The sequence below is a fragment of the Pseudomonas sp. genome (assembly GCF_050739995.1).
Classification (GTDB): Bacteria; Pseudomonadota; Gammaproteobacteria; order Pseudomonadales; family Pseudomonadaceae; genus Aquipseudomonas.
The window spans coordinates 1-6559 of the sequence record NZ_JBOICG010000747.1 but is presented as its reverse complement, the minus strand read 5'-3'; the positions used below and the strand labels follow the sequence as shown (position 1 = coordinate 6559).

Sequence of the window (6559 nt, the reverse complement as noted above, 5' to 3'; positions counted from 1 at the left end):
CACTGCCCAGCAACGAGCCTTGCTGATTGTCCAACGCAGCGCTGTTGATGGTCAGTGTGTGGGTTGCGTTGATCAGGCCCTGGTTCTGGTTGGTCAGTTGCCCATCAACGTTGAGCAGTGCAACACCACGACTGGTGAACGTCCCGCCGCTGTTATCGAGCGTCGCCGCATGGGCGTCCACCGACGCCGCAGCGATCAGGCCTTTGACGTTGGACAGGGCCTGGCTGATGAGCACGGTCAGCGCATCGTTGCTCAGCAGTTTGCCGTTGCCGTTATCGACATTATCGGCAGTGAGGGCGAAGGCCTGGCGGCTGGAGATTTCACCGCCTTGGTTGTTCACGTCCTTGAGGTTCTTGAGCAGCAACAATGGGGCGTTGATCAAGCCGCCCTGGTTATTCAACTGGCCACGGTTCAGGTCCAGGGTCAGGGACTCGCCGCTGGTCAACTGACCGCCTTGCTGGTCCAGTCCGCTGACGCTGGCGGTAAGAGCCTTGGCGCTGCTGATTTGCCCACCGTCGCCGTTGTTGAGTTGGCCGGCGGTGATGCCCAGCGTTTCAGCGGAACTGATACCGCCACCGTGATGATTGTCCAGGGTGCCGGTATTGATGTGTGCTGCCTGGCGCGCGCTCAAGGTGCCTTTCTGACTGTTGTCGAGGCTGGCGCTGCGCAGGTCCAGGCCACTGTCGGTGACCAAACGGCCGCCCTGGTTATCCACGGTGCCCGTGGTGGTGACACTCAGTTGGCCGGCGCTGGACAGGCTGCCCAGGCGGTTGGCCAAGGCTGCAGCAGTGACCGTCAGCAGGCCTTCGCTGCTGATCAGGCCTTGAGCATTGTGCAGGTCACCCCTGAGGACCAATGCGCTGTCTTTTTGACTGGCGACGGTGCCACCGGTGTTGTCCAGTTGTGCGGCGCTCAGGCTCACGCCGGTTTGCCCGCGCAACACGCCCAGGTTGCGGTTGAGAATGTCATCGACGGTCAGGTTCAGCGCAGTGCCCGCAATCACTCGGCCGCTGTCGCTATTGTCCAGGTGCGCGCCGTTGAGGGTGACAGCGGCCTTGCTCGACACTTCGCCGCCACGGTTGTCGACACGGGCAACGGTGAGCTGCACACCTTGAGTACCGGACACCAGGCCGTTCTGGCGGTTGTCCAGAGCATTGCCACCCAGGCTCATGACACCTTGAGCGATCACCAGGCCATTGTGGTTGGCCACATCCGCGATACGAGCGTTGACGTTTTGCTTGCCGGAAACCTGGCCGTTGCTGTTATCCAGGCTCGTGGCGATCAGGTTGGCGTTGCCATCGGCGACCACTACGCCGCTCAGGTTTGTCAGTGCGCCATCGACGGTCAAATCCAACGCGCCCTTGCTGCTGAGCATGCCATTGCTGTTGTCCAGGCTCGCGACATGGGCATCGAGACTGCCGGCAGACACCAGCCCTTTGATGTTGTTCAAGGCCTGGGAGAGTCGTAGGGTCAAGCCTTGATCACTGATCAGGTTGCCGCCACTGTTATCGAGGTTTTGCGCCGCCAGGGTGAAGCCCTGGGTACTGGAAATCTCACCGCCCTGGTTCGCCACATCGGCGAGGTTGTTGAACACCAGGCCCGGACCACGGATCAGGCCGCCTTGGTTGTCCAGTTGGCCGTGATTAAGGTCCAGGTTCAGACCGTTGACGCTGGTGAGCCGGCCACCGTTGTTGTTGAGACTGGCGACGTTGGCCGTCAATGCCTGGTTGCTGGCGATGCGGCCGACCGCGCTGTTATCCACGGCGCCCGCCTTGAGCCCGAGCGTGCCCTGGCTACTGAGGGTACCGCCCTGGTTGTTGACGGCACCGCTGGCGGTGAGGCTCAGGGTGTTGCCCGCCGTGACCAGCCCGGCGACGTTGTCCAGGGTAGCGACATTCAGGGCCGCCACGTCGAGGCTGGACACTTCGCCACCGCGGTTATTCAACTCGCCAAGGGTGGCGGTCAGCGGGCCACTGCTGGTGATGAGCCCACCTTGGGCGTTCAGCACGCGATCGGCTTTCACATCCAGGCTGGCGTTGCTGAGCACGCGGCCTTTGTTCTGGTTGTCGAGGGTGACGGCGGTGACCTTCGCGCTCTGTTTCGCGCTGAGGGTGCCACCCTGGTTGTTCAAGGCCTGGGTGTTGACCGTCAGTGCGCGACTGGCGATCACACTGTTGCCGGTGTTGTTGAGGGTCTGTGCGGTAAGGCTGACATCGCCCGTGGTATTGCGAGTGTTATCCGCGTTGACGCCGGCTTCGATAATGCCGTTGTTGGTCAGCTGACCACCACTGGACAGCGTGATGCTGTCGCGGGCGGCGAGGGTTTTTCGGCTGTTCAAGTCGCCCTGGGTCTGCAGAGCCAGCGCAGTGCCGGCGTAGACCGCACCCTGGGCCTCGAGGCTTGCGGCCTTGACGTTGACCGCGCCACTCGCCGCCGCCTGCGCCATGCTCAGGTGCCCATTGGCATCGAGCTGAATATCCCCACCACTGGCCGCCAACGTCCCGTCGAGCTTCACCCCGACCCCGGCTTCAGTGCCTACCAGTTTGATCGCGCCTGCGTACATCCCGCCCAACGCCGACGAATCAATCGCCAGCTCCGGCTTGGCGCTGCCGTCATCGGCACGCGCGGTGGCATTCAGGGTCTGGGCGTTGACGTCGTTGCGACCGGCAATCACGGTCAAGTTGCGCGCATTGATCTGCGCGTTGATCTTCGCCGAGCGGGTGATGATTTCGAAGCGGTCGACGTTGCTGGCATTCAGGCCCTGGCCGTCGATGGTCACGGCGCCACCGTCGACCTGGTAACGGTCCAGGCGGCCGTTATCGAGGATGGGTTTGCCGGTGGTCAGGGTGACGTTGGGGGTGTTGATGAAGCCGCAACCATTACAGCTGATGCCGTAGGGGTTGGCGACGATGACCTTGGCCGACTGGCCCGCCACTTCGGTGTAGCCGCGCAGTTGGCTGGGGCTGCCGCCGTTGACCTCGTTGAGGATGATGTTGGCCGCGCGGCCTTGCAGGTTCGAGTTGCCGAGGATGATGCCGCCCAGTTGGGTCGACTGGGTGCGGTCGGTGGCGTTGTTGAGGATCACGCCGTTGGCGCCGACGTTGTAATCCTTGAACTGGTTGTGGGACATACCACTGCCATTGGGAGCAGCGATGTTCACCACAGGAACACCATTGCCCGCCTGCCCCACCGTTGTTCCCGGGCCGCTGACGACAATGCCGTCGGCCTGTGCCCACAACGGTTGCCAGAACATGGCGTTCGCCAGCACCAGCACCAGCCCACGTTTAGGCAGGCCCAAGAACGTGTCACGGCGTTTCAGAGTGGCTGAGGGCTGGCGGACCAGGAAGGCAAATTGGCGAACATCCATTTCAAACTCTCGATGCAACTAGGCGTTGAATTACAGGAAAAAGTCCATGCGGAAGTAGATCGGCGCTTCGCGTTCAAGCAGCGCGCCCGGGCGTTCCAGCGAGTGGGCAAAGGTCACGCTGGTGCTGACGTATTGGCCACGGGCAAACAGCTCCAACGAATTACTCGAGACCCGCCCGTGCACTTCGCCGTTGTAGCGATCATTGCGAATCACGCCTTGGTCGTAACCGACGCTGGCGCCGTATTCCGCGAACACCGGGCGCATCCAACCCCAGGCCACCGGGCGGGACCAGCGCAGGTCGTTGCGCCAGTAGCCGCCGCTGTCGCCAGTCAGTTGCTGGTCCTTGAAACCGCGTATCGAGGATGAACCGCCGAGGCTCATGCGTTGCGGGCTGAACAGCACGTCTTCACTGCGCTGCCCGGTGGCCAGGCTGGTAAAGCTGAACGATTCGCCCCACAACGTGAACGGTTGCAGGTAACTGATGGTGGCGGTGTATTTGCGGTAGTCCGGGGTGGCGGTGAGGTTGCCGAAGCGATCACGGTGCTGATCGTCGCGCTGGGCATCGAAGGCGCCGATGCCGTTCTGCACGCCAAGATCGATGTTGACGTAGGCGCTGCCCATCCGGCGACCGTGGTTGATCCCCAGTTGCAATTCGCTGAGTCGATTGCTGCTGACAGCCAGGCGGCTGTCTTCGATGTAGTTGTTCGTGCGCAGATGCGACAGCCCGATGTTGATCGAGGTCTTGCTCAGCGCATCGCGGTGAATCACACGCTCGGCACGCAACTGATGGTTTTGGCTGTCACCGCTTTGCTTGAAATCAAAGCCGTCGCCCTGCGCGACCGAGCGGTAATCACTCTGGTTGTAGCTGTAGCTGAAGTTCCACCAACCCCACGGCAGGTTGTAATAGAACATCGCGTTTTTCGAGGTCTTCTGGTGGTCGCTGATGGCGTCGTGGCCGCCGCGCAGAATCAATTGATCAGCGAGGCCGAGCGGGTTGTCCCACTCAAGGCCTGTGCCCCACTGCTGTTCGCCGGTGCTTTTTTGCCCGTCGTTATTGCGCGACAGGCTCGCGCGCCAAGGCTTTTGCGGGTTGTTTTTCACCAGTACCGAACTACCACCAACGGCATCGCCTGGCGCCAGTTCCATTTGCGCCCGGTTTGATGGCAGGCGATTGAGCTGATCGATGGCCTGCTCGATTTCTCGCAAGTTCAGCAAGTCACCATTTTTACCCGGGAAGGCCATCGCCAGTTCGCGTTCTGACAGTTTGCTGTTGTCGGCGCCTTTCAAACTTTCAAGTTTGCCTTCCACCACTAGCACTTGCAGATGACCTTTGGACAGATCCTGTTGCGGCAAGTAAGCACGGCTGGTCACCAGACCTTTGTCGATGTAGTAGTCGGTAATGGCCTTGAGCAGTTCATTAAGCTGAGACACACCCAGGCACTGGCCGATGTAAGGCTTGAGCAAGCGCTCGCGGTCAGAGGAAGGCAGGCTATCGGCGCCCTTGAGCTCAATGTCTTGGATGGGGAAGCAACGAGCATCCACCGGGGTGGTGGGGGCGACGGGTTTTGCCGCTTCGCCGGGCAGGTCTTTGAGTTCTTCGAGGCGCCGCTGTTGTTCTTCCAACAGACGGTTTTGCCGGTCGCGGATCAAGTCCTGATCGCCAGGCGTCGGGGCAGCCGCCGCGCTGTTCAGCGCGAAGTAAGTCAGCAGGCAGACGCCCAGCAGTAGCCGAGTCCTTGGCACAAGAGAAGGCATGTTCGATCCGTCGAATTAGGAAGGCTGGCAAACTAACATCGAACTTAGAACAAGCCAACATTCTGACTAATTGCGGCCTTATGCCAAAAACAATACTAACTCATTGATTTAAATATAATTTAATAGCTACTCAAACATAACTTGAGTGAGTATTTTCCGACGAGTGGAACATTCTAATATTTGACTTTCATAAATATCTGAAAACTAATATAGGATTTTTCCCAAGCTATCAGACTTTTCCCACAGACATCGCTGGCATAGCGTTAATGTGCCCCCACGGCTCTCCTGCGAAAAACCTTCAAGCTTCTCGCCTTCACACCTCCACAAGATGTCTGTTAAACATACGTGGTGCTCTATTCGTGATCGGTGAAAACGCTAGGCACATCAAGCAGGGCTTGGCGAAACTACGAACCAATCTCCTCTGACAAAGCACACCCCGATTGGGTAGGGGTATGTGTAGGATTTCGAGTGATAATCTCGTGGTTACTGGCTATAAGACCCGGCCGCAGCAGGTTGCATAAATGCATAAGTGGCATTGAATGGCATAGATTGGCGTGCGGTTTACCCCAATTTTGCCCCACGCCTAGGACCCCGAACCTGCTTCATTTACTGTGGGTGCCCCAATGAAGTTAAAATTATACTGATGCATTTCTAACTGATTAAGCATCCAGTCTTGGCTTGCAAGGATCTACAGAAGTGCTGGACACTACAGTGAATGCCCCACGGCCTCCGGCTTCTATTTTCCCGGTTTTAGGCGCGGGAAAGCACAAATATCTATTTGTCTCTCCAGCGTTTTATTAGAAGTCGTGGAAGATAAAAAAAACCTGCATAACTAAATATGGTCATACCGTACAAACCAAAAAGCATACCTGACGAAAACAAGGAGTACGCGAATGCATTTGACCCAAAGAACCGCCACTTTCGACTATGCGCCCCCAAATCCACAGAGCCAAAATAATTAATATAAATTACAAATGAAATAAGACCGATCATGCCAATCGCTGCAAAAAAATACTTAATAACCGTATGCTTTTTGTATTGTTCAGGATCCACAATCAAACCTTGGTAAACTTTCACAAAAAAAATCAGCGCAAATACAGGGCCTAAAATACTGATATAGTTCGCCACAACCTTGGAGCTGAACGGAAACTTTGAAGACCAATAACCAACCTGCCCTAATAAATGACCATCCAAAAAACTGTTTATTTCTCGGTAAATATCAGAGTCAGGATTTTCGGGCAATAGGAAAGCAATTAAAAAAATGGGAGCCATAGTAATTATCGTAAAAACATACGGCACAGGTATAATGTTTTTTCCGTCCATTATGCTAACACACCTTTATAGATAATTTGAAAGCACTCAAAGCCAAAGCCGGCCAGAAACACCTGACCGACTTATTGGCTGTTATTCCAAGATAATTTTATTTAACTCTTCGGC

Annotated in this window: 3 protein-coding genes; all 3 read right to left on the bottom strand. The window is 57.1% G+C overall.

The window, feature by feature from the left end; all coding sequences use genetic code 11:
* The coding region (locus ACRESD_RS25365) for a filamentous hemagglutinin N-terminal domain-containing protein (protein ID WP_431753414.1) at window positions 1–3367 on the bottom strand (3367 nt) is incomplete at its 3' end.
* A 30-nt stretch (window positions 3368–3397) separates the two neighbouring features.
* Window positions 3398–5122: a ShlB/FhaC/HecB family hemolysin secretion/activation protein gene (locus ACRESD_RS25360; RefSeq protein ID WP_431753413.1), complete on the bottom strand. Its 1725-nt coding sequence runs from the start codon at window positions 5120–5122 to the stop codon at window positions 3398–3400.
* 774 nt (window positions 5123–5896) lie between these two features.
* Window positions 5897–6445, bottom strand: a complete 549-nt coding sequence (locus tag ACRESD_RS25355) for a hypothetical protein (RefSeq protein ID WP_431753412.1) — start codon at window positions 6443–6445, stop codon at window positions 5897–5899.
* Between the last annotated feature and the right edge of the window lie 114 nt (window positions 6446–6559).

What these genes read in the sequence shown, in the direction of transcription:
- ACRESD_RS25360 (WP_431753413.1), bottom strand. Translation starts at nt 5,122, where the DNA reads ATGCCTTCTCTTGTGCCAAGGACTCGGCTACTGCTGGGCGTCTGCCTG.
- ACRESD_RS25355 (WP_431753412.1), bottom strand. Translation starts at nt 6,445, where the DNA reads ATGGACGGAAAAAACATTATACCTGTGCCGTATGTTTTTACGATAATT.